At 38.1% G+C, this 24849-nt stretch carries 11 protein-coding genes and 1 pseudogene; 4 read left to right on the forward strand and 8 right to left on the reverse strand.

Features of this window, described 5'->3' with window-relative positions; genetic code table 11:
• The first annotated feature begins 420 nt into the window (after positions 1 to 420).
• Complete coding sequence (locus tag GM3709_RS16945) at positions 421 to 12357, forward strand: cadherin-like domain-containing protein (RefSeq protein ID WP_066121486.1); 11937 nt, start codon at positions 421 to 423, stop codon at positions 12355 to 12357.
• Positions 12358 to 12401: 44 nt separating this feature from the next.
• Here GM3709_RS16945 and rpmF read toward each other — a convergent pair whose 3' ends face one another.
• Complete coding sequence (gene rpmF, locus GM3709_RS16950; protein ID WP_066121488.1) at positions 12402 to 12575, reverse strand: 50S ribosomal protein L32; 174 nt, start codon at positions 12573 to 12575, stop codon at positions 12402 to 12404.
• 202 nt (positions 12576 to 12777) lie between these two features.
• Entirely contained in the window at positions 12778 to 14007 is a 1230-nt protein-coding gene (locus GM3709_RS16955; protein WP_066121490.1) for a response regulator, read from the reverse strand.
• Positions 14008 to 14252: 245 nt separating this feature from the next.
• Between GM3709_RS16955 and GM3709_RS16960 the strand changes: the two genes are divergently transcribed.
• Positions 14253 to 15836, forward strand: coding sequence for a bifunctional ADP-dependent NAD(P)H-hydrate dehydratase/NAD(P)H-hydrate epimerase (locus tag GM3709_RS16960; protein ID WP_066121492.1), 1584 nt, complete (start codon positions 14253 to 14255; stop codon positions 15834 to 15836).
• Here GM3709_RS16960 and GM3709_RS16965 read toward each other — a convergent pair.
• On the reverse strand, positions 15833 to 16735 hold the full coding sequence (locus tag GM3709_RS16965; protein WP_066121494.1) for a pentapeptide repeat-containing protein: 903 nt from the start codon (positions 16733 to 16735) through the stop codon (positions 15833 to 15835). The genes GM3709_RS16960 and GM3709_RS16965 overlap by 4 nt on opposite strands.
• Positions 16736 to 17085: 350 nt before the next feature.
• Complete coding sequence (locus GM3709_RS21920; protein ID WP_197671852.1) at positions 17086 to 17223, reverse strand: hypothetical protein; 138 nt, start codon at positions 17221 to 17223, stop codon at positions 17086 to 17088.
• Positions 17224 to 17250: 27 nt separating this feature from the next.
• Between GM3709_RS21920 and GM3709_RS21225 the strand changes: the two genes are divergently transcribed.
• A complete protein-coding gene (locus GM3709_RS21225) occupies positions 17251 to 17469 on the forward strand; it encodes a hypothetical protein (protein WP_066121495.1) in 219 nt (72 codons plus the stop codon).
• 289 nt (positions 17470 to 17758) lie between these two features.
• Here the strand turns inward: GM3709_RS21225 and trpE are convergent, their stop codons facing one another.
• Positions 17759 to 19285 (reverse strand): anthranilate synthase component I, encoded by a 1527-nt coding sequence (trpE, locus tag GM3709_RS16975; protein WP_066121497.1) that lies wholly within the window; start codon positions 19283 to 19285, stop codon positions 17759 to 17761.
• Positions 19286 to 19445: 160 nt separating this feature from the next.
• Positions 19446 to 19895, reverse strand: a complete 450-nt coding sequence (gene psbQ / locus GM3709_RS16980) for a photosystem II protein PsbQ (protein WP_066121499.1) — start codon at positions 19893 to 19895, stop codon at positions 19446 to 19448.
• Positions 19896 to 20337: 442 nt separating this feature from the next.
• On the opposite strand from psbQ, the pseudogene GM3709_RS16985 reads away from it, so the two are divergent.
• A pseudogene (locus GM3709_RS16985) lies at positions 20338 to 21604 on the forward strand (IS701 family transposase).
• Between the two features lie 75 nt (positions 21605 to 21679).
• On the opposite strand, the gene GM3709_RS16990 reads toward GM3709_RS16985, so the two are convergent.
• Together GM3709_RS16990 and glpX are read right to left on the reverse strand one after the other, a co-directional pair.
• Positions 21680 to 23350 (reverse strand): transglutaminase family protein, encoded by a 1671-nt coding sequence (locus GM3709_RS16990; protein WP_066121501.1) that lies wholly within the window; start codon positions 23348 to 23350, stop codon positions 21680 to 21682.
• Positions 23351 to 23621: 271 nt separating this feature from the next.
• Positions 23622 to 24662, reverse strand: a complete 1041-nt coding sequence (glpX, locus tag GM3709_RS16995; protein ID WP_060832872.1) for a class II fructose-bisphosphatase — start codon at positions 24660 to 24662, stop codon at positions 23622 to 23624.
• Between the last annotated feature and the right edge of the window lie 187 nt (positions 24663 to 24849).

Here is a 24849-nt window from a genome sequence, read left to right on the forward strand (position 1 = left end):
ATTTATTAATGTATTAAAAAGTATTTGCTTATAAAATCTGTATTTTCTTTTAAGCTAAAAACTTTTAAAATTTTGCTTTATGGTAGCTATTCGATCGATTTTGTTTAGGTTACAACTTGTGCGATAATACTAAAGTACTGTGAGGAAATATCCCTTTTCATCCTTAAGTGAATATACTGTTCTTAAAACTTAACATAAGTTAATTATTAATATTTTTACTTAAAAAAAGTTTTTTTGTTATGATAAAATAAATCTAAATACTATAATAAATAAAATCTAAATTTAACTGATAGTGACGAAAAATATACTGTTTGCTGTCAAATAAAATATCTTATAAATTAATATACTTAAACTTTATACAAACTTTATAAAGATAATATAAATATCCGTAAAAACACTGAAAATATTTGATTTTAAATTATGGACACTCAATCTAGCCAATATACTCTTTCCCCCATTTTCAACAATGAAGCTATTTCTTCGGACTCAGCAGAATTCTTAACTCCTATTCAGTCCCTAATTCAAGATCAACTTTTAAATTGGTTTAGCAAAGAAGATTACTTAATCTCACTAGCAATTCCTTTCAGTGCTAATCTCTCTACAACAACATGGACAGAAAATGCTCAAACACTTCAGCAATCTATCCTCAATGGTAGTTATAATATTCGTCTTGAAATTCGTAGCAGTAGTGAATTAGAAGGAGCATTGGGGGCTTATAGTGCTACGGGTACCACAGGACAGCGTACTATTTACTTAAACAACGATTGGCTACAAACAGCATCAATTGAAGAAATCCAAGCCGTTTTATTAGAAGAATTAGGTCACGATTTTGATAACTTTATCAATAATGGTGCTGATTCCCAAGGGGATGAAGGAGAAATTTTCGGCAATCTGGTTTTAAATACGGACGCAAATACATCAGGCTTATTACAACAAAATGATCACAACATAGTGACTATTGATGGTCAACAGGTGGCGATCGAAGCAGCATTTCCCACCAATATTGGTGTTGCCCAAACCTTCATCATGCCTTTCAAGGAATCGGATGTTCGCACATCCCTATATGCCATTAATACGGCGGTGGGAACAACTCTGAAAACCATTATTTCCACAGCCATTACCAGTAACGGCACCATCATTGTTTATGACCATTGGGAAGATGGTTATGAGGCAGACATCAACAATCCAATCCAAAGTACAACTCAGGTTTGGGGAGATGGTGATTCCAGCAACGGTCAAGCTCCAGGGGCCGCCGATGATATTCTGCGGGCAGGGCAGGTAATTGTTTTAAACAATGATGTTGTTCTTTCTAGTGTCGGTAGTCTAACGGCCAATGCAGGGAAACCCTACTGGGATGGACGAGACAAAATTGGAGCAACCAAGGCTCTAACCGTAACCAAAGCAGGCTGGGCTCTTAGCCCCGGTACCGTACTGGCGGGGGCTGTCAACGTTTTTGATATAGAAAATTCGGGGAGTACCTACACAATTCCTATTGGTCAGAATACCATAACCAATATTGCGAATCCAAACGATACAGCAAATCGCTTATTTGAATATACGTCTCTTCATATTGTGGCTAGTGCTAACAATACCCGGGTCAAAATAGATAAAGACGGTAATGGCACTGTTGACCTAACCGTAACCCTCAATCAGGGAGACACCTATCTAGTCAGTGGTGGCGTATTGCAAGGGGCAACCGTGACGGCGGAGGATGCTCTAGGAACCACTACTAAAAAGCCAATTATGGTTTATTCCATTGCAGGGGATGTGGGGTCTGCCTACGAAAACCGTTGGTTGGCCATCTCGCCCAAGGAACAGTGGAGTAATAGCTATTTTGCACCAGTTAGTACAACTCTGGCTGCTGACCCAACCCACGTCTTTTTATATAATCCTAGTACCACGAGTTCCATTCGGGTTTATTACGATACTCAAACCACTATAGGCAGTTTCATTGATATTGCGGCTAATAGCACGAACTATGTGCCAATGGGTAGTTCGGCGGCTCATTTCTATACCAAACCTGCGACGGTGGGCGCCCAAGCTCCGGTCTTTTTTGCCGTTAGCACCATTGACTCCGATGGAACCAACAATGCAACCCGTGACTGGAGTTATAACCTCATTCCCGAGACCTACCTAACCACTCGTTTTGCTGTTGCTTGGGCTCCAGGTAATAGCAATGCTGATCCACTAACAGCTATTAATGGTAGTCCTGTTTGGGTAACGGCTCCCAGCGCAACGACCCTTTATATTGATCTTGACGGCAATGGATGGCTCAATTCTTCGTCAGTTGATGGTACTGGTCTTAATCCTGATTACACCAAGAGCAATAGCCGTAACCTTATTGTCCCCATTTCAAAATTACAGTCCTATCGCATTTTCGACACTTTAGACAACAATCAGAGTGGCATCAATGTTTTTACTCTTGACGGGACGTTAATTACGGCGGCCTGGGGGGAAGACCCAAGTATTGCAGGGCCTGGCAACCCATTTCTGGATATGGGAACGACGGTTATTCCTTATCCTGATTATGTTCTTAATAAAACTTCTCAGGAAGCCGCCAAAGTCCTAGCTCCCATAAATAATGAAGACGGATTGGTTCAATTAAACGAGCAAATCCAATACACGATTACAGTAACAAACCGAGCGGTAATTGAGTTATTAAACACCAATATTACGGATGAGTTTACGCCGTCGGATAGTGCCGTCTATGTTCCGAATAGTGCCACATTAACCATTTACCGCCCAGATGGTTCTATCTATTTACAAAAAGCTGATCTAGACAATGAGACGGGGGGATTATTTCCCTTTGGTGATTGGAAAGACGTAGGGGGTAATATCGGGAACCAAGACGGGATTTTGGACGGCTACACTTTAGTGGATTCTGACCCCAATACCCCTGGGGTTCAGGGTTTGCCGAGGGGCTACCAAGCAGTTTATACCTATCGGGCAACGGTTCGCAATGATGTCAACAAAGCCTTAGCGGATGCAGATTTGACGGTTACGAACTCTGTCACCCTAAAAGGCGATCAGACTGATCCCAAGAAAAAAGATGAAGAAACAGTAATCTCTGTCCCGAATGTGGACGGTCTAGTGGAATTTACCAGCACTTCAAATGGCACTGCAACCACAGGCTATCAGGAGGGGGGTACAATTTTCATTCGGGTTACGGACAATGATATTAATACCTACCGTGATTTAAAAACGGGTAGTGATACTACCCCCGATGTTGCCGATATGTTCACGGTTATCGTTACTAATACTACAACGGGCGAACAGGAAACCGTTACCCTCACGGAAACAGGGGTTGGCACAGGAGTTTTTGTTGGTCAAGTAGCTACATCCATTAATAGTTCTGATAATGGTAATAATACCAATACCCTCTATATGGTAGGAGGTGATGGGCTAAAGGTTGAGTATATTGATCCAATCTTTGGTGGGGTATTTGATAATCCTCTTTCCCCAGGTATTCCCAATGGGGATGACAATGACATCACTACAGGTAATGCTAATACTGCCAATGCAACGGTTTCGGTACCAACCCAGAATAAGGTTCTGTATTTATCTGATGATGGCAACAGTGGAGATACAACAGGGGATTTAGATCGGATCAGCCCAGTCCAAGTGACTCCTCAAGATACCAACACTCAAACCACAACGTCTATTACTCCTTCTGTGCCTGGAACTGGTGGGGGAGTAGGTACTTACCTCGATAATTTCTCCACAGCAGCCTATAACAATTCCAATGGAACAGAAACTTGGTCAACTTCTTGGACAGAGTCTGGCACCAACTCCGACACAAATGCAACATCAGGTATTATTCAGATCAATACGTCAGCACCTGCAGGATTGGTTTTTGAGCGAATAGGATCTACTAACCCTCTGAATGCTGATGTTCAACGCTCCTTAAACTTGAGTGCGGCTGATACATCACAAGCTATTACTTTGAGTTTCACAGTTACGTCTGTTGATAGTTTAGATGGTACAGGAGAGAATGTTACCTTAAAAATCTCAACAAACGGAGGTTCTAGTTTTAATGCTATCACTGGAGGAACTTTTACAAAAACCTCGGGCAGTGGCACAACAATCACTCACGCTAATGGTGTATTTACTGGGGACGCTGATGGTGCGGGAACTTATACAGTTGACATCAAAAACCTAATTGCTAGTGCAACTGATAAAAACAACATTATTATTCAGTTTGATGGTACAAACCTAAGCCGAACAAATGCTAACGACCCCCTTTTCGCAGTTGATACTTTCCAAGTTTCTTTTACTAAAACGGGAACCCCCGCAACCCCCGCTGTACCTGCTACCTTCACCCAAGCCATCCCCATGGCGACGGATTTTGTCCTGCCTGCAGGAACAAATACCAGCGTCACTACTTATATCACCCACACCAGTGGAGTTTTTGTCAACGGTTCCTACAACATCACTGCGAACCTCAAGGAAAGTGGCACCTCTTGGGGAACAAATACCACCGCCACCTATACAGCGATTAATGCAACAACTGGTACATTAACTTGGAGTATTTCTTCGGGTAGTGGTGTAACCCTTGATAAAGGCAATACAGTCAGCTTGGAGATTACCAGTACCTCTGGTGTTCCTAGCTTCCAGATTGATTACGATTCCAACACTAAACCCTCGCAAATTAACTTCCCCACCAGCACTGTTATCAAAATCGTTGATGTAGATGGTATTGACCTCAACAGTGATGGCGACATTACCGATGCCAGTGAAGGCGATAACGGCAATGGTACGCAACTAATCGGCTTCTTTGATAGTGGCTTTACCAATGATCTTAATAACAATAACAACGGCAACCTAATCACCGTAGCCAATGCAGGGCAAACCGTTTATGTGCGGATTAAAGTAAAAGATCCCTTCGGCGATTACGACATCACCAAGCTCGATCTGACCATTGATGCCCCTGGTGGTACTTTTGGGGATATTGGGGTCGGCACTCCTCTCACCCTAACCAATACCTATGTTGTTGACACCAACGACAACACTCCCGCAGGCCCGACCGATCCCTATAAAATCTATGAGTATGTTTGGAATACCGTTTTAAATACGGGCAACTATACCATTAACGTCAAAGCCCATGAAGGTTACGAGGGGACAGTATTTGATACTGCTTCTACCACTTTCCGTGTGGACGCCACAGACACAGGAACTCCTTCTGTTACTCAATTTATTACAGCCCTCAATGGTGCAGATGCGGGTTTAACCTATGCGGTTAATGCTAATGCCTTTTTGCGAATCACTGACTTAGATGAAAATACCAATGGTGGTAGCCAACAAACAATTACAGCAGTTGTTAACGGTATTACCTTTACTCTGACAGAAACGGGGAACAACACAGGAGTTTTTGAAGTCCAACTGTCCCCTAATTTTAGCAATTTAACGGCTGGAACGGTACTGTCAGCTAACTATGTTGACAGCAATGATCCAACGGATGTCAGTAGCGATACCATCTATGTTCCTTCGCCTAATCTGCCCCCATCCCTCGATCTCGACACCACCAGCACCAGTACCGTTAACAATACGGCGGTCTTCAATGAGGGTGATTCGGCGGTTTCCTTCGTCAAAGATGCAACCACAACCCTAAAACCTGTTGCAGATGATGCCAATACCATTGCTAGTCTCACGATCAGCATCCCTACCACCCAAATTACGACTAATGGTAACGGAGCTTCGGAACAACTGGTCATTACTGGTGCGACTCAAGGAGGAACGATCGCCCTTAACTTTACCAATACCACTAGCCAATCCCTCACTAGCGTTATCCTGGGCGGGGTTACTTATACCGTAAGTAGTATCGTCACGGGGGGCAACCAAGTCCTAACCTTCTCGGTTCCAGGTGGTTCTAGCACCAGTATTGCCAATGCCGAAGCTCTACTCGAAGCCCTCAAGTATCAAAATATTAGTCCTAACCCTACTGGCGTTGATCCAAATAACCGCGATCGAGTCTTTACCCTAGTTGTTAATGATGGAGCGTTCAACAGTAATCAAGCAACCTTTAGCGTTGATGTAAATGCCATTGACTTCCCTCCTGTCATTGACTTAGACAACACCGTTGCGACGGGAACGGGAACCCTAGATAACTCAGCTACTTTTACCGAAAATGGTTCTGCGGTTTACTTTGCCAAAGATGCAAACGTTTCTGGCTCTAACAACAGTGGCACAAACCTCAGTGATGTTGATAGCGATAACCTGACTAAGCTCACGATCAGTATTGACAACACCACTTTACAAACGGGCGATCAAGTCAGGATCGGTACGACAGACATTAATTCCATTGGAAGTGGCACTGTAACGATCGGACTAAAAACCTTTGCCTATACCGTTGCTGATGTTGGTAATACTCGTACTTATACCTTTAGCAATACTGGCACAAAAGCAGAGTATGAAGCCCTACTCGATCAACTGAATTTTAACAGCACTTCAGAGAATCCCAGTGGTTCCCGTGGTTTTGCGGTGACAGTAACAGATGATAGTACAACGGCTCAGACCTCAAACCCTGCTAATTTTACGGTAAATATAGTTCCCGTAAATGACCCACCAACATTAGATTTAGACCCTTCTACCGCCTTAAGTGGAACCTTCCCGAACTATGGGACAACAGACGATAACAGTGTAGTCTTTACCGAAAATGGAGCAGCAGTTGCCTTTACTGCCAGTGGAATATCTATTGCCGATGTAGATGGAGATGCCATTGCGTCTTTGACCATCAGTTTCACCACCAGCCAAATTAGCGATGGGACGAGTGAAAAACTCCAGATAGCAGGAGGTTTAATCACAGGGGGAAATGTAGATAGCCTTGACCTGAACTTCAGTGGAGTAGGAACAGCGAATGTCTCCGTTGGTGGAGTAGATTATCTCGTCACCCAATCCGTAGGGAGTGGAACCTCAACCCTAGTCTTTACAAAAGTCGGAGGAGGAATAGTAACGAAGGCAGAAGCAGAAATCCTTTTAGATGCTCTCCGTTACAACAACACGAGTGAAAATCCGACGGATGCCAACCGTGTCTTTAACCTACAGGTCAATGATGGAGTCTTAAACAGTAATACGGCAACTTTCACTGTTGACGTTAATCCAGTCAATGACCCACCAACATTAGATTTAGACCCTTCTACCGCCTTAAGTGGAACCTTCCCGAACTATGGGACAACAGACGATAACAGTGTAGTCTTTACCGAAAATGGAGCAGCAGTTGCCTTTACTGCCAGTGGAATATCTATTGCCGATGTAGATGGAGATGCCATTGCGTCTTTGACCATTAGTTTCACCACCAGCCAAATTAGCGATGGGACGAGTGAAAAACTCCAGATAGCAGGAGGTTTAATCACAGGGGGAAATGTAGATAGCCTTGACCTGAACTTCAGTGGAGTAGGAACAGCGAATGTCTCCGTTGGTGGAGTAGATTATCTCGTCACCCAATCCGTAGGGAGTGGAACCTCAACCCTAGTCTTTACAAAAGTCGGAGGAGGAATAGTAACGAAGGCAGAAGCAGAAATCCTTTTAGATGCTCTCCGTTACAACAACACGAGTGAAAATCCGACGGATGCCAACCGTGTCTTTAACCTACAGGTCAATGATGGAGTCTTAAACAGTAATACGGCAACTTTCACTGTTGACGTTAATCCAGTCAATGACCCACCAACATTAGATTTAGACCCTTCTACCGCCTTAAGTGGAACCTTCCCGAACTATGGGACAACAGACGATAACAGTGTAGTCTTTACCGAAAATGGAGTAGCAGTTGCCTTTACTGCCAGTGGAATATCTATTGCCGATGTAGATGGAGATGCCATTGCGTCTTTGACCATTAGTTTCACCACCAGCCAAATTAGCGATGGGACGAGTGAAAAACTCCAGATAGCAGGAGGTTTAATCACAGGGGGAAATGTAGATAGCCTTGACCTAAACTTCAGTGGAGTAGGAACAGCGAATGTCTCCGTTGGTGGAGTAGATTATCTCGTCACCCAATCCGTAGGGAGTGGAACCTCAACCCTAGTCTTTACAAAAGTCGGAGGAGGAATAGTAACGAAGGCAGAAGCAGAAATCCTTTTAGATGCTCTCCGTTACAACAACACGAGTGAAAATCCGACGGATGCCAACCGTGTCTTTAACCTACAGGTCAATGATGGAGTCTTAAACAGTAATACGGCAACTTTCACTGTTGACGTTAATCCAGTCAATGACCCACCAACATTAGATTTAGACCCTTCTACCGCCTTAAGTGGAACCTTCCCGAACTATGGGACAACAGACGATAACAGTGTAGTCTTTACCGAAAATGGAGCAGCAGTTGCCTTTACTGCCAGTGGAATATCTATTGCCGATGTAGATGGAGATGCCATTGCGTCTTTGACCATTAGTTTCACCACCAGCCAAATTAGCGATGGGACGAGTGAAAAACTCCAGATAGCAGGAGGTTTAATCACAGGGGGAAATGTAGATAGCCTTGACCTAAACTTCAGTGGAGTAGGAACAGCGAATGTCTCCGTTGGTGGAGTAGATTATCTCGTCACCCAATCCGTAGGGAGTGGAACCTCAACCCTAGTCTTTACAAAAGTCGGAGGAGGAATAGTAACGAAGGCAGAAGCAGAAATCCTTTTAGATGCTCTCCGTTACAACAACACGAGTGAAAATCCGACGGATGCCAACCGTGTCTTTAACCTACAGGTCAATGATGGAGTCTTAAACAGTAATACGGCAACTTTCACTGTTGACGTTAATCCAGTCAATGACCCACCAACATTAGATTTAGACCCTTCTACCGCCTTAAGTGGAACCTTCCCGAACTATGGGACAACAGACGATAACAGTGTAGTCTTTACCGAAAATGGAGCAGCAGTTGCCTTTACTGCCAGTGGAATATCTATTGCCGATGTAGATGGAGATGCCATTGCGTCTTTGACCATCAGTTTCACCACCAGCCAAATTAGCGATGGGACGAGTGAAAAACTCCAGATAGCAGGAGGTTTAATCACAGGGGGAAATGTAGATAGCCTTGACCTAAACTTCAGTGGAGTAGGAACAGCGAATGTCTCCGTTGGTGGAGTAGATTATCTCGTCACCCAATCCGTAGGGAGTGGAACCTCAACCCTAGTCTTTACAAAAGTCGGAGGAGGAATAGTAACGAAGGCAGAAGCAGAAATCCTTTTAGATGCTCTCCGTTACAACAACACGAGTGAAAATCCGACGGATGCCAACCGTGTCTTTAACCTACAGGTCAATGATGGAGTCTTAAACAGTAATACGGCAACTTTCACTGTTGACGTTAATCCAGTCAATGACCCACCAACATTAGATTTAGACCCTTCTACCGCCTTAAGTGGAACCTTCCCGAACTATGGGACAACAGACGATAACAGTGTAGTCTTTACCGAAAATGGAGCAGCAGTTGCCTTTACTGCCAGTGGAATATCTATTGCCGATGTAGATGGAGATGCCATTGCGTCTTTGACCATTAGTTTCACCACCAGCCAAATTAGCGATGGGACGAGTGAAAAACTCCAGATAGCAGGAGGTTTAATCACAGGGGGAAATGTAGATAGCCTTGACCTGAACTTCAGTGGAGTAGGAACAGCGAATGTCTCCGTTGGTGGAGTAGATTATCTCGTCACCCAATCCGTAGGGAGTGGAACCTCAACCCTAGTCTTTACAAAAGTCGGAGGAGGAATAGTAACGAAGGCAGAAGCAGAAATCCTTTTAGATGCTCTCCGTTACAACAACACGAGTGAAAATCCGACGGATGCCAACCGTGTCTTTAACCTACAGGTCAATGATGGAGTCTTAAACAGTAATACGGCAACTTTCACTGTAGATGTTAATCCTGTAAATGATGCCCCTGTAAATACATTACCTCCTACTTATAGCACTAATCAAAATACCAATTTAACTTTAACTAGTTTATCTGTAGCGGATATTGATGCTAATTCGGGAACTATCTCGGTTCAATTATCTGTTACTTCTGGAAGTCTAAGTGCTGTGAGTGCTAATGGTGTAACGGTTAGTGGTTCTGGTGGCAGTTCGATCGCTTTATCGGGAACTTTAAGTGACATCAATCAATTTTTAACTAATAATTCTCCTGTTTTCACCCCTTTAACGGGTAGTACGGGAAATGTTACTTTAACGATGTTGACTAATGATAATGGTAACACAGGCTCTGGAGGTTCTCTGACCGATACGGATAACTCTGTTATTACTATTATTCCCACTAATGTTAATCCGATCGCAAATCCTGACACGAATAATGTTAATGAAGATGGGGTGTTAACGGTTAATTCGGCAAATGGACTTTTGTCTAATGATACTGACACTGATGTGGGCAATGTCTTATCTGTCACCACATTTATCGTAGCGGGAGATTCTACCGTTTATCAAGCTGATAATACAGGATTTGGTAATACAGTTACTCTGACAAAGATTGTTGGTACAACCACTGTTAATATCGGTCAATTAATTATCAACACTAATGGTAGTTATACCTTTACTCCTTCTTCTAATTTTAACAGTACTACATCTTTACCTACTGTAACTTATAATATTAGTGATGGTAATGGTGGAACGGCTACATCAACCTTAATTTTAAATGTTAATGCTGTTAATGATGCTCCGATCGCCCTTGGAAATCCGACCATAGCGCCTGTTTTACAAACTAATACTAATCCTGTAGGGGCGATGATTGGTACTCTGTCAGATCCTAGCTACAATGACTCGGCAGATCAAGTATTGGGGGGTAGTTCTTCGACTCCGTTGGCGGGGATTGCTATTGTTGGTAATACGGCAAATTCGGCTGATGGTGTATGGCAATATGCGATCGCAAGTACTAGCACTGTTTGGTATAATATTCCAACCAGTTTAAGTAATACTTCTGCTTTAGTATTAAGTCGTAATTCCAAAATTCGTTTTAAACCTAATACTGATTTTATGGGTAGTCCAGCACCTTTAGAAGTTCATCTGGCAGACACTTCTCAATCTATTCCTCTTAGTGCCAATGCTAGTGATCTCAAAAATATTGGTACTGTAGGTGGTAGTAGTATTTGGTCTGTTGACACGATCGAAATTTCAACGATGGTGATGGAAGTTAACACTGCTCCAGTTATTAATAATTTAGAAGGTGATACCGTTAGCATTTTACCTGGTCCTGGTGGTACAACTATCATAGATCAAGGTGCAAATGGCTCTATGTTCGATCGTCAAGGCTTGAAATCTGGGGGAATTTTTACCGTTTCTCTGGGAGGAATAGGAGTCGGTGTCGGTGATACTCTGTCCTTTGCATCAGGTGTTGATGTGTCAAGTAGTACTATTTCCATTGGTGGAGTAAATATAGGATCGATCGATCCTGTCAATAATGGACAAGATGGAAAACCTTTAGTGATTACCCTTACCAAAGATCTTGATGACACGGAAGCAGATACTCTCATTAAGAATGTCAATTTTACAGCTAATAGTAATCCGGGACTCCGTAGTATTTCCTTTAACGTGACTGACGGAGATACCCTTGATTCCCCTAATCTTAGTTCTAACACTGCGATCGCTTTTGTTCATGTAGGGAATACTGTAAGTTATGATTACACCATAGAAGGCGATATAAATGGTCAAGTACGCAGTGATATTCTCAAAGGTACAAATCCGGGGCAGGTAATTAATGGGTCAACTGTTAACGGAAATGACATTATTTATGGTAAAGGTGCTAATGATATTCTGTACGGCTATAAAGGAAACGATTTGATGGGTGGTGGTGATAATAATGATACCGTTGATGCTAGTGATGGCAATGATGTATTACTTGGTAGTAATGGTGATGATTTGTTAAATGGTGGCAATGATAATGATCTATTATTCGGTGGAGATGGCTCTGATAAACTAAATGGAGGAGCTGGAAATGATTACATGAGCGGTGGTTTAGGACGAGATACCCTCACTGGTGGTACAGGTGCCGATCAATCTGATTATCGTAATTATCAAGATTCTTTATTAGGGCCTAGTACATCCCAACCGATGTATGATGTTATACCTGACTTTAATGTTACTCAAGGAGATAAAATTCTTACAACTAACATAATTGGTAGTCTCATCAAATTTAATCAATATACACAATTAGTTATGAGTGGGACAACTTTGACTGCTTCTGGTATTACTAATGCTTTAAATGGTACAGCTTTTGCTCAAGATACCGCCGCATTATTAAGATTAGGTACTACTACAAAATACTTCTTAGCGATCGATAATGGTGGAAGCGGATTTGATCCAGCAAAAGATAGTATTATTGAAATAGCTACCAGTGGAAGCACGATCGCTGTTACTAATATTGCTTTTGATCACAATATATTTCATTCTTTCTAGCCAAGACGGGGCTTAATACTATTAAGCCCATAATTCAGGATTGACTACTCTTCTGTTTCTTCTTCATCAGTAGGGTAAACAAAACTGTTAGATTTACCACTTAATACCGATTTACCCAAAGCTAAGGCTTTTTGAGCCTGTAATTCAGCTTTTTTAATCCAATGAGCTTTACGTTGATTACGTTTAGATTTAGATGTTTTCTTCTTAGGTACTGCCATGAATTTTTATATAATAATTTGATTATTGGACAATTTTACTATTTTAACCTTATTTAATAGGTGCTGACAATAGTCCTAAGTAATAAACAATTAGCCGTAGAAAATGAACAAAACAAGGGGTTTATCCTACAGTTAGGATTTTTAAATAAAATGGTTGTGTAAAATCTTTCTAAACCAGAAAATTAAAAGTGTTTATTTTCTATTAACTACCTGTTTCCGTTGACAATTCGAGAGTTTGGGAAGGATTATTCGATTTTAAGGAATTATTCGATCGTAAACTAGATTTTATTTTAGCTAAAACTTTCTCTTGATCGATGGGTTTGCCTAAAAAACCACTAGCACCGACAAGTTTACTTCTAACTCGATCGACCATACCATCATTACTGGTTAAAATAATAATTGGAGTATCTTTTAACGCTGAAACCCGACGAATTTGAGAACAAATTTCATAACCATTAACAATAGGCATTATTAAGTCTAAAAAAATTAAATCTGGTTTTCTTTTCAATATTTCTGATAGGGCTTTTAAAGGATTTTGAATTGAAAAATATTGATAACCAGCTTCAGTAACAATATGTTCCATAATTTCGCAAATTTGTAAACTGTCATCGACACATATTATTAATTGTTGATGAGTAGTTTTAGTTATTTTATAATCATGATTACTGATTCCAATTAACGTTACTTGTACTGGTTGATCTTTTATTTCTACCAACGAAATTAAACCCTGTTCAAAATAAGGTTTTAGCCACAGAGTAACTTTTGTAATTGTTAAATTTAACTTATCTGCTAATTCTATTAAAGGAAATTTTCCGTTTAATAATGATACTAATTTTCTGTAAGTATTTTCTTTTCCTTTAAATTTTTGTTGCAATAATACAGGATTTTTTACCACGGGGGCATAATTAGGGCTAAATGATGCTATACCTAAATTTTCCCATTGTCGCCATTGAGATTCTACAGATGTTAATACTGTCTCTATTTTTAACATAGTAATAGAAACTCTTAAGCCAGATTCTTCAGGAAAATTATCTTCTACTAAGACTAAATCATAATTTAATTTGTCCTTATTTTCGGCTTGATAAATATCAAATAATATTTGTTTAACTCTCTCATTAACTAAAAATAATGCTTGTTCTTTCGTAATTAAAAATCTTTGTAATAAAGAAACGATTAAGTAATAATTCCAGCACTCAAATTCCTTAGCTTTATTAATATCAATAAAATGATGATCTAAATGAGGACAATATTTGTTTAATAACCTTTCCCATGCCCTATAAGGATGATAACCACCATCAGCCCAAATTAAACGACTTAGGCAAAAATATAATCGCCATTCTTTACCTTGACTATTCTTGATGTCTATTCTGCCTGTAAACTTTTTTCCTTGGAGGGATTGCAGTTTTTGTCTTAGTACTCCTGAACTAATCATTTCTTTCCCTTAATAATCTGACTTTATATTTTCTTTTGTCTGTGAGTGAATCTGATAGTGCTATATTTCTGATATTTTAAGACACATAGAACTTAAAAAATTAATTTGTTGGTTTTCTTAATAAAATATATTACTTTTATTTTTTTTTGTATTTATACAATAAAACTTGTTTGTAATTAGTTACAATTATCTTATTAAAGTATGAAAAATCTCTCATCAAGGCGCAAAGACGCAAAGGATTTATCATGATTATAAAAAATAAAGAAAATTCAATTATTAATGACCATTGTACGATCGTAACGGCTAAACAGATGCAGGAAATTGAAAACCGAATGTTTACGGAAGGAATGCCTGTAGCTAGTTTAATGGAAAAAGCCGCCTTATTATGTAGTCAAAGAATTTATCAGGAATATCCCCTAATTCAATCTACAACAGTGGGATTTATTATCGGTAGTGGACATAATGGTGGTGATGGGTTAGTTATTGCTAGAGAATTGTTTTTAAAAGGTTATCAGGTTAAGTTATATACACCCCTAGCTAATAATTCTAAAGATTTAACGGCACAACATTTACAATACGCTAGATTTTTAAATATTGATTTTGTCACAGATATTGAAGGTTTAATTAATGGTGATGTGATTATTGATTGTCTTTTTGGTTTTGGTTTAAATCGTCAAATTACTAACTCTTTAGCCCATGACATTATTTTACTCAATCAGTGGCAAAAACCTGTTATTAGTATTGACATCCCTTCAGGTATACACACCGACACGGGAGAAGTTTTAGGAGTTGCAGTAAAAGCCCACCTTACTTTATGCTTGGGCTTGTGGAAATTAGGACTCTTTCAGTCTCCAGCTTGGGAGTATACAGGAAAATTAGAAAAAATTGATCTAGGTATTCCCGATAATCTTGTTAAAGAAGTTATTCATCAATCTCCTCTGACACAACTTATCACTAGGGAAAAAGTTAAAACGGTTTTACCACTTCCTCGTGCAGTGAATACCCACAAATATCGTCAAGGTAATTTACTATTAATCTGTGGCTCTCGTCAATATGCCGGGGCGGCTCTATTCTCCGCTTATGGTGCTAATGTTAGTGGAGTAGGAATGTTAACGATGATTATACCTCAATCTTTGCAACCTTTGATTAATAGTCATATTCCTTCGGCTTTAGTGGTGGCTACGAAGGAAACGAAAACAGGAGTAATGGATTTTACTTCTTTATCTGATGTCGATTTATCTAAATATAATACGATCCTTTTTGGCATGGGCATAACCAGAGAAAAAATACCTTATCTTCCTCTGCAAGAAATTTTGACAACTTCTGCAATATTAGTTATCGATGCTGATGGTTTTAACTATCTCACAGAAGACAATTTGCATATCTTATCACAGCGTCTTGCACCAACAATCTTAACTCCCCATGAAGGAGAATTTAAACGTTTATTTCCCAATATTAACTTAAATAAAAATCGACTAGAAGGATTGCAAGAGGCGGCTAAAAAAATTAATGGAACAATTTTACTAAAAGGCTCAAAAACGATGATTAGTCATCAAGGGCAATACAACTGGATTATAAAAGAAGGTACGACTGCATTAGCAAGGGGAGGTAGTGGGGATGTATTGAGTGGTTTTCTGGGGGGATTATTGGCACAAACAGATTTTATTAAACATTCTATTCAAGATGTGGTAGCTTCAGCCGGATGGTTACATCAACAAGGGGGAATTTTAGCGGTAGAAGATTTAACAGAGTTAGGAGTTGATGGGATTACTTTAGCTCATTATATTTCCCAATCGATCGCAATTTTGATTCAAAATAAAATTAATTAACAGGCTTCTAAACCAATATTAAAACCATAATAATTGACATTACTATTATGTTCAAAAGATATAATTCTTTGTAAGGTATCTGGTAAAGCAGTTTTATCTAAAAAAGTATTGGCAAGGTTTGTATTTGATAAAATTGCACCGTTTAAATTAGCTTGAGATAAGTTAGTGTTTTCCAAAATCGCACCGTTTAAATTAGCCATTTCTAAGTCAGCACCGTGTAAATTTGCTCCCCTTAAATCTGCATCTTTAAAGTTGACTTTAGACAATCGTGCTTCTTTTAAGTTTGCTCCTTGTAAATTTGCCCCTTGTAAATTTGCCCCACTTAATCTAGCACCATCTAAGTTAGCTTCGACTAAATTACTTTCACTTAAATCGACTTCTTTCATGAACGATCGAGTAAAATTAGCTTGATAACCAGAGCATTGTTTCATATTAGCCCCACTTAATCTCGCTTCTTGAAAATTACTCCAATTCAGATTTGTTTTTGCTACGGTTGCACTGCGTAAGTTTACACGATATAAAACTGCACCACATAAATTAGCTTCCGTTAAATCTCCTTTGGCGATATTTCCATGACTCAGATTAGCACCACTTAATTGACTTTTGATAAATTGCGATCGTACCATAAAAGCTCCACTAAAATTTACTTTCGTTAAATCAGCACCATTGAAAATAGCTTCACTTAACTTGGCGCAACTAAAATCAGACCAATTAAGCTGACTATAACTAAAATTAGACTTAGTAAGAAAGGTATGATTAAAATTAACTCCAATTAGTTTTCCATCCTGTAAATTTAACTCAACTAAAACCGATCGAGCTAAGTCGATAGATTGCAACTTAATCCCCTTAAATTCACGAATTCCTTGTTCATATTGGCGTAAAAACTGGGAAACTTTCATTTTTTTACCTCAATTTATCTCATCAATACTTAAACTATTATCATTAGACTTTCTGTAAAGAAAAATACTGTTTTAACCATATTTTTTGAAATCCGATTTTTCTTTGACAAGCAAAAAATTCAGGAAATGAGATCAACTAAATAAAATTGGACATAATTAGATCATTTTATCTATAAGTATTCTAATACTAAACAAAGAACGAAAGTGTGGGTATTGTAATTACTCTTAATAAAAACTTTATAAAAGTTATTGATGAAGCAAGACACATAAAATGAAACCGCCTCTGGAAGGAAAGGGCAAGACTGATTTATTACTTACCTGAGTTCGAGAAAAAATCCTTGATGTAGGTTTTAGGCTTTAGAAACTGTTTGAAAAGTATTGAGGTAAAATATAATATTCCAGTGGCAAATTTTAGAACCATTAATTCCTCCTGCCAAAACTGGTGGAAGAAATCGTTGTGTGAATCCCCCAGAAGTACTCAATGCCATCTTTTATCTTCTTGCCAATGAAATTAATTGTTAGCCACTTTTGCCTCACAGTTTTGGACTTGTTTAAAAATAATTTGGGTAGATAGTACTTTTGCGAGGAAAGAATTTATCGCCAAAATAGAAAAAGAATTTGGCTGGAAACTAGAACATTTAAAAAGGACAGATGAAGAACCAAGTTTCAGTGTGATCCCCAAAAGATGGGTAGAAGACATATTCATCGTTTGGTCATTACCGAAGATTGAGTAAGGATTATGAATTTTTACCAACTACGAGTAAAATGATGATTTTTGCCAGTATGATTCATATTATGGTGAGAAGATTAGAACGTCAATCTCAAAATGTCTAATCGACTTCTAAACTTTTCAAACAGCTTCTAAGATAGCATTTCCATGAACCTTCCAATCTGCTAGTGTTCTGCTCGAACAACCTAAAAAATTCCCCATCTGTTGATAATTTTAGTATCTAGTCACAAAGTAGATCATTCCGATCGTATAAACAATAATGATTAAACATATTTAATAGCAACGAGTTTAATTCAACTAAGACTACGAATCGCCTCTAATAAGCCTTTTGCTTTGTTTAAAGTTTCTTGATATTCTTTTTCTGGGTCGGAATCCGCCACTAATCCAGCCCCGGCCTGTACAGATACTCTATTATTTTCTGTATTGGATATTCTTTCCACGATCATAGTTCTAATAGTAATAGCCGTGTTAAGTTGACCTTCAAAATCGTAATATCCATAGACTCCCGAATAAGGGCCTCTCCTTTCAGACTCTAATTCATTGATTATTTCCATTGATCGAATTTTAGGAGCACCACTAACTGTTCCAGCCGGAAAAGCCGCTTTTAATAAGTCCCATGCGGAATATTGGGGATCTAATTCTCCAATTACATTACTAACAATGTGCATTACATGAGAGTATCGTTCAATTACCATAAGTTCATTGACTTTCACGCTTCCCTTAAGACAGACTCTACCTAAATCATTTCGTCCTAAATCAACTAACATAACGTGTTCAGCAAGTTCTTTGGGATCATTTAGTAAATCTTGAGCCAAGGCTTCATCTTCTTGATGATTTTGCCCTCTAGGACGAGTTCCAGCGATGGGGCGTAGAGTTGCTGTGGTTGTGCCATTAGGATGTTTCTGGGCTTTTACCATAACTTCTGGGGAAGAACCAATAATCTGCCATCCGTTAAAATTGTAGTAAGCCATATAAGGAGAAGGATTAATTAAACGCAACGATCGATATAACTCAAAAGGATTTCCGTGATAGTTCGCCTGTAACTTTTGAGAGACAACAACTTGAAATATATCTCCTGCTTTAATATATTCTTTTGCTTTTTCTACATTCTGACAGAATTTTTCTTTTGTCGTGTTGCTTTTATAATTAGTTTGGGAATCAGAAAAATTTTGTGGGTTAAATTCTAAGGGTTTAGCTAAAACGGGCAAAGGAAGTTGCAATTTTAGTACTAATTTACTAATTCTTTCACAAGCCTGTTGATAAATATCTTCTAAAGTAAGATCTTTTTGTCTCAAATCAGCATAGGCGATCGCCCAAATTTTTCTTTTAACTTGGTCAAAGATTAATAAGTTATCAACTTGCATCCATATACCATCAGGTAAATCACCTTCTTGGGGAGGATAAGTTTTTACTTTAGGTTCAATCCACGAAATTAACTCGTATCCCCAATAACCAAATAAACCTCCAATTCCAACAGGTAGTTGTGATAAATTAACAGGTTTAATAGACTCTAAACAGTTGCTGACAATATCAAAAGGATTGCCGGTGAAAATGTCCACTCGACCATCTCGATGGTATTGCTTAGTGCGATCGCTTTTTGTCTCCAATACCCAAACAGGATCACAACCTAAAAAACTGTATCTTCCCAAATATTCTCCTCCTTCTACGGACTCTAACAAAAAACTATAGGGTTCATCGGCACAAACTTTATACCATGCAGAGACGGGAGTTTCTAAGTCTGCGACTAATTCTCGATAGACAGGGATAAAATTACCTTTTTGAGTTAAAGCAGAAAATGCGGAGAAATCCGGAAAGATCATGATAATTAATAGTGAATAATGGATAATGAATAGTAAATAATTTCTCTACTTTTTTTGTCAGGCAGTGATGGAGTGTTTAAGTAAAATGAGAGTTGAAAATTCTCTTAAATCACGAAAATTAAAAGTTTTTAATTCTACATTCTACATTCTGATCCTAAGTTTAACTATTCGTGGGGATAAGATTTAGATAAGCATCAAAGTCTTTAATTGCTTCTAAATATTGAGCTTGAGCAAACGCACTATTCCGATCTTTCGCCGCCGCATCAATTCTATCAAAATGAGAGAATAATTCTTTAGCTAAATTTTGAGCTGGTTGTTGATCTTTAGGTAATAATTTTCTTGACATAATGGTCATATCTTGACGTAATTCCCCTAAAGGACCATGAATGAAAGTTCTTGTATCGGTCCAATTTTGAGCTTCAATAAAGCCTTTGAGGGTATCCATTTTTTCCCTTGCAGATGCAATCGGACTAAGAAAAGACTCTAATTGGGCAATTTTTTCAGGAGTATAAACCGTAGGAATTTTAGCTTGAGTAGGACTACTACAACTAACTAGTAAAGTTGTGACTAAAACTAAAACTAAAGAAAGAATGGGACGTAATAATCTCATAATTTTATATTTTTATGTTATTTTTTAATGGTTTATAGTCCATTGTCTATGGTTGATCATCCCTTGTCAATTGAGAATCAATAATAAATTTTTCGGTAACTCTAATGTTGTACTAATTATTCTAATATCACATATTTCGTGTAATTTGTCACCGGTAATTAGTCATTTGTTAATCAGGAGTAATTACAAAACAGGAATCGACTTAACCTCCTTCGATCTCCTAAGGATATTTCATTTGATTTTTATTACTATACTTTGGATTCCAGACTCTTGTTTTTTTTGTTTACTAATTCCTAAATTACTTGTTTCTTAAAGATTATTAAACTTCATGTAGGTAACATACGAGTTTTTTTTTTACATTGAATTTTGCCTATCGGTACTTAGACAAAACAATAACAACAATTAAGCTATAATATTTACATTATATTGTTTTTAGGTCAAAATGAAAGAAATCACATCTTCATCAATGCCACCCTGTTTCGAGCGTTGGTGCCAAAAAATAGACCCTGTATTAAAAACAAAAGCACAAAAACGAGAGTTTAGAAATTATTTGGGCGGTTTATTAGGTGATTCTCAAAGAAAAAATCTCACTCAAATTGCCCATAATAATCTTGATATTACTTATCATAAGTTACATCATTTCCTAACAGAATCCACTTGGAATTATGATGAGGTAAATAATAAAAGACTAGAAATTATTGCCTCATGTCGTCAAACTAAAATAAGTCGCTCTTTCTCTTTAATTATCGATGATTCAGGTCATCGTAAAAGTGGCAATTTTACTGACTGTGTGGGACGACAATATATTGGTGAAATTGGCAAAACTGATAATGGTAATATCCGCAGTCACCACCCACATTTATGATGGGGTCAGAAGTTTTCCCTTAGACGTTGAATTATATGAAAAAGCGGAAAATTTCCCCTTGGGAAAAGATGACCCACAATTTCAAAAAAAACCCGATATTGCCTTTAATTTAATTGAAAAATGTTTAAACCGAAATTACCATCCTCAAATAATTTTAATGGATGGGGGTTATGGGAACAATACTAATTTATTAGAAAAATTAGAACAAAAAAATTTAAAATATATAGGAATTATTGCAAAAAATAGATTAGTACAAGTAGTAAAAGAAGATTTGAGAGAGTCTGAAAAAAGAATAGATGAAATAGCTAAATTATTACCTCAAGAGAGTTTTGAAGAAATAAAAACAGGTAAAAATAGAGAAAAAACTCTTTGGGTAGCAACCATAAAAATTAAATTATCAGCCTTATCAGGAATAAAAACCGTAGCTATCGTCATGAATGCTCCCAGTTTTGAAAAGTCCACAGATATTGATTATTTAATGACCAATGAAACAGGAGAAAAAGTCTGTGCAAATTGGATAGTAGAAACTTATACATCAAGAAATTGGATAGAAGTATTTTACCGTGAAATTAAGGGATGGTTAGGCTTATCAGAATACCAAGTGAGAAATAAAAGAAGTTTAATGAGACATTTTATATTGGTATTTTGCGCCGATACTTTTATTCAATGGCATCGTTTGACAGGGGGATTGAGAAGGCAATGGGGAAATAAACCCTTAAATACTTTTGCAGAGGCATTGGAAGCGTTTCGGACGGCAGTATCTTTTCGTTTCTTTCAATGGTTAAAAGATAATGTGGAAGTATTTAGCTTATATAAAGCAAGTTTAGGGTTTATTTGGGCATAATTTTTGTCTAAGTACCGCTATTTTTTTGTTAATGTATTACGAGCTAAACATTAATTTAAAAAGTATTTTAATTTATCATGGCTGTAACTCTTGCAAAATAGTAAAGCAAACATGATTAATGGCTAACTGCCCGATGGATGCTTTCTCTTTGCTAACTGGTAGTCCTTGACTTATAAGGGTTTCAAAAGGTACGTCTTTTGCCATCTCCACATGATACCATGATAAACCCATAAAAAAGCGAGTAGGATAAGGACCACCATCATCTAAATCGTCGGGATTAGACTCCATCGGCAACCAACCAAGAGTCGGAATATAAAATTCCATCCAAACATGATTAAAGTCAGGAACTAAAGGCACTCCAAATTGTAAAACTTTCATGGGACATTTATAACGGCCTACAGTACGACAGGCAATACCATTTAACCGAGATAATGCTAATAATAATCCTAAATATTCTCCGCAAGAACCAGTACCTCTTTTCAAAACAATGTCAGGAGTATCTATATGGGGTTTGATGCCGTAAGTAAGATGATCATAAACATAGTTACGAATGTTATACATTTTTCTTAAAATATTAGTTTCTGAGCCTCTAGCTTCTTCTGCACCTCTTAAGATAACATCGGTACTCATAGATAAATCATCGTCATCGATTAAATATTTCCCTTCAAATTCGGTGGGTAAGGGGGGTAAACTTTCACAATCTCTTGGTTTAATTTGATATTTGATACTCCAAACTTCTAAAACGGCACGCCAACCAAAAACAAAACGCTCATCGGATTGAAATTTAGGAAATTGAAATAAGGCTACTTTTTGACCATTATAGTCTTCTTCGACATAGGGTAAACCCACGGCTTCAACACTTTTGATTTTTTGTCGATCGCTTTCAGTGGGTAGTGCAATGCGCCACTCTAAATCTTTAAATTCGATCGAGTCCAGGGGAGAAATTTCCTCTAAATAAGTTACTTCTAAGAGAAAACCATTAGATAAGGTTTGTTTTTTTTCTTCATCATATTTGAAATAGAGTGGATGAACAAAAGTTCGATCTCGATAGAGTAATTCATGATTAGGCTCGGCGTTGGGATTATCCCTAATATAAGGTTCTTGATCACTATAGGCAACATATAAAATATCTCTATCCTCACTGTCATCGTGATAAAAACTTAAGGCAGTAGGATATTCAAAGGGAGTCAACATACTATATTTGAGTTTTCCCGTTACCTTATCCAAACAATAGACCGTTTGTTCTAAATTATCACAGAGCCAGATTTCTTCGTCTTTAATGGTGATATTTTCGTAACCAATACCGGGAGAGTAAAACTTAGTAATGGCATCTCCACTGATGGAATAAACCAAAATATGACCGGTTTTTTGGGTGGTAATGTAGAGAGTATTTTCCCAAATAGCGATACCATTGGCAGAGTAAGAAATAGAAAAAGAAAATTGAGGAGGAGTTACTATTTTTAATTCATCTTCTTCCCATACGATCGTACAAACATAAATTTCTCCCCTATTAGTAAACCATAATTTATCGTCAGTGATACATAAGCCTTTCGCACCGATGAAATCTTGCCAATAAGAACTATTAATTATTTTTGTGACACTATTTTCAGGATTAATAGACAGTAAATAACCCTTATGGGAATCGATCGCAAATAATTTTTGATTTTTAAAACAAATACCGTCAAGATAAGTAGCTACAATAGGTCGAATCGTGGGGTAAAATTTGGGGGTGCTAGGAGAAGTCATGTTTAAGTATTGAGGAATCAATGTACAAGATTCGGAGTAAGAATTGGATTGATGAATCTGTGCTTATTTTAAGACAGTATTTGCTATCATAACCCAACTACTCAAAGACAATACCAAAATCAAAGCCCCAGAAATTGCTTACTATGAACAAAAAACTAATTAAGGTAAGGAAGAAGACTGGGAGAATGGAATTGCTTTATGAAATAGCCACAGCAATAAAATTTGTTCCTTTCTAATTCCTCATCCCTAACACCTAACACCCAATACCTAATTATTTTAATTGGATAGTTTTAGGTTTATCAAACATATGAACAGTATCGACAAAACGAGCAGTACTAGACTGGCTAGAGATTACCAAACTTTGAGTTCTCGCACCACCATGGAAGAAGCGTACACCTTGCATTAAAGTACCGGGAGTAATACCACAAGCTGCAAACAGTACGGTTTCGCCAGAGGCTAATTCTTCAGCGTTGTAAACTTTATCAGGATCAGTAATACCCATACTGCGTAAACGCTCAAGGTTGCTTTCTTTACTTTCGCCGATTAAACCGGTTTTAACGATTTCAGGATCATAAATTAATTGTCCTTGGAAGTGACCACCTAAACAACGCATTGCCGCCGCAGAAATAACACCTTCAGGGGCTGCTCCAATACCCATTAAGGCATGAATATTACTACCAGAAAAAGCACAAGAAATTGCGGCAGAAACGTCACCATCACTAATTAAACGCACTCTTGCACCGGCTTCACGAATTTCTTTAACTAAGTCGTTATGACGTGAACGATCCATTACAACAACAACTAACTCATCAATGCTACGATTCATACACTCGGCAATAATTTTGAGGTTTTCTGTAGCAGATTTGTTGATGTCAACGTGACCTTTAGCGGCAGGAGGAGCAGCCAATTTTTTCATGTAGAAATCAGGTGCGGCAAATAATCCGCCTTTTTCGGAGATGGCTAACACTGCCATAGAACCGTTTTGACCATATGCTACAAGATTAGTACCTTCACAGGGATCGACTGCAATATCAATCTCTATTAATTCATCAAGATTACATACTTGAGCGGCATCAGGACGAGTACAAATACCTACTTCTTCTCCAATATAAAGCATAGGTGCATCATCTCTTTCTCCTTCCCCGATCACGATTCTGCCACGCATTCTGATTTTATTCATTCTTTCGCGCATAGCTTCTACTGCTACTTCGTCAGCAATATCTTTTTCCCCTTTTCCCATCCATTTTGAAGATGCGATCGCAGCTTGTTCTACTACTTCAATAATTTCTAAACCGAGAGTTGTTTCTAACATTTATATCCTCCAAAGATATGTAATTAATTTTATTGGTATCTAAATTAATAAAAAGTCATTAAGAAAAAGTCTATCAGAGTCAGGGATCACATCCCAATATTTTTAAAATAATTCTGAAAATTTGGAAACAAAGTAATGATCAGGTTAGTCGCTCTTGTGAAACTTTTGCTGTTGGTTTTCTTGAAAT

Origin of the sequence: Geminocystis sp. NIES-3709 (genome assembly GCF_001548115.1) — a bacterium.
Taxonomy (GTDB): Bacteria; Cyanobacteriota; Cyanobacteriia; order Cyanobacteriales; family Cyanobacteriaceae; genus Geminocystis.